Source organism: Mycobacterium sp. (genome assembly GCF_049673265.1).
In the GTDB taxonomy this organism is placed as follows: domain Bacteria; phylum Actinomycetota; class Actinomycetes; order Mycobacteriales; family Mycobacteriaceae; genus Mycobacterium.
This window is the reverse complement of record NZ_JBATXN010000146.1, coordinates 1-1609: the sequence shown is the minus strand read 5'-3', so window position 1 is coordinate 1609 and position 1609 is coordinate 1. Positions and strand designations below refer to the sequence as shown.

At 63.9% G+C, this 1609-nt stretch carries 3 protein-coding genes; all 3 read left to right on the top strand.

What is annotated here, in order from left to right:
* On the top strand, nt 1–1265 hold a 1265-nt coding region (locus tag WBF82_RS05255), incomplete at its 5' end, for a cytochrome P450 (RefSeq protein WP_424382032.1).
* Nucleotides 1262–1450 carry a ferredoxin gene (locus WBF82_RS05250; RefSeq protein WP_424382031.1) on the top strand — a complete coding sequence of 63 codons (189 nt, stop codon included), beginning with the start codon at nt 1262–1264 and terminating at the stop codon, nt 1448–1450. The genes WBF82_RS05255 and WBF82_RS05250, both read left to right, overlap by 4 nt.
* A 14-nt stretch (nt 1451–1464) precedes the next feature.
* Nucleotides 1465–1609, top strand: a 145-nt coding sequence (locus WBF82_RS05245; protein ID WP_424382033.1) for a DUF1330 domain-containing protein, incomplete at its 3' end; no start/stop codon positions are given.

Here is a 1609-nt window from a genome sequence, read left to right as displayed (position 1 = left end):
ACTTCACCGAGCTTGATTTTTTCCGGGGCAGCGAGCTCATCGCGGACCCCTATCCCTATTACGAGGCGCTTCGGCAGCAATGCCCGGTGGCCAAAGAGAAGCACCACGACGTCACGATGGTGACGGGCTGGGACGAAGCCTGCGCCGTCCTGAACGACGCCGAGACGTGGTCGTCGTGCATCTCGGTGACCGGGCCCTTCCCCGGATTTCCGGTACCGCTCGAGGGTGACGACATCACCGATCTGATCGAAGAGCATCGTGACGAGTTGCCGTTCAGCGATCAGCTGCCCACGCTTGATCCCCCCACCCACACCAACCACCGCTCACTGCTGATGCGGCTGATCACCCCCAAGCGTCTCAAGGAGAACGAGGACGCCATGTGGGCGCTCGCCGACCAGGTGCTCGATGAGTTCTTGGCGCCAGGCCACGGTGAATGGATCAAGGGTTTCGCCGGCCCCTTCACGCTGCTCGTCATCGCCGACCTGCTGGGCGTGCCCTTGGAAGATCGCGACAAGTTCATCAAAGGGATCCGTCAGCACTCCGGTGGCGGCATAGGGGGGACCGGCAAGGAATCGCTGGCGCACAGCCCGCTGGAATTCCTATACGGTCTTTTCTCCGACTATGTCCGGGACCGCCGCCGTGAACCCCGCGACGACGTGCTGACCGGTCTCGCGACCGCCACCTACCCCGACGGCTCGACACCTGACGTCGAGGATGTCGCCCGGGTCGCGAGCAACGTCTTCTCCGCCGGGCAGGAAACCACCGTGCGACTGCTGGGCGCTGCGTTGCAGACCATCGGAGAGCGTCCCGATATCCAGGCGCAGCTGCGCAAGGACCGCAGCCAGATTCCCAACTTCATCGAAGAGGCGCTGCGCATCGAGAGCCCGGTCAAGGGCGACTTCCGAATGAACCGCGTGCCCGTCAATGTCGGCGGAGTTGACCTACCCGCCGGCACCACCGTGATGATCGTTCAGGCCGCCGCCAACCGCGATCCCCGCCGGTTCGACGACCCCGCTACTTTCGATCCGGTCCGCAAGAACGCCCGCCAGCACATCGCGTTCGGTCGCGGCATTCACAGCTGCCCCGGCGCGCCACTGGCCCGTGCGGAAACGCGGGTGGCGATCGAACGGCTGCTCGACCGCACCTCCGACATACGCATCAACGAACGTATGCACGGCCCGGCGAATGATCGTCGCTATCAATACGTTCCGACCTACATCCTGCGCGGCTTGACCGAGCTGCACCTGGAATTCACGCCAGCATGAAAGTCTGGGTCGACGATCAGCGTTGTCGCGGTCATGGCGTGTGCGTCACGCTCTGCCCGGAGGTGTTCGAGCTGACCGACGACGGCTACGCGGAGGCGATATCCTCCGATGTCCCAACCGAATTCGAGGTGGAAACTCAAGAGGCCATCGACTGCTGTCCCGAACAGGCCATCGCCGAACGCTGACCAAAGGAGCGCAAATGCCGCAGGGACCAAAGGGATACGTCATCCTCACCGAGGCCATCAAAGATCCAGAGGGCATGAAGGCTTACGGCCGGGCCGCCGGAGCGGCGATGGGCGGCGTCAACATTCTGGCGGTGGACACCGCGCCCAAGGTCATCGAAG

Bases quoted from the DNA above. Each gene is read 5' to 3' on its own strand.
- WBF82_RS05250 (WP_424382031.1), top strand. From the start codon at position 1,262: ATGAAAGTCTGGGTCGACGATCAGCGTTGTCGCGGTCATGGCGTGTGC.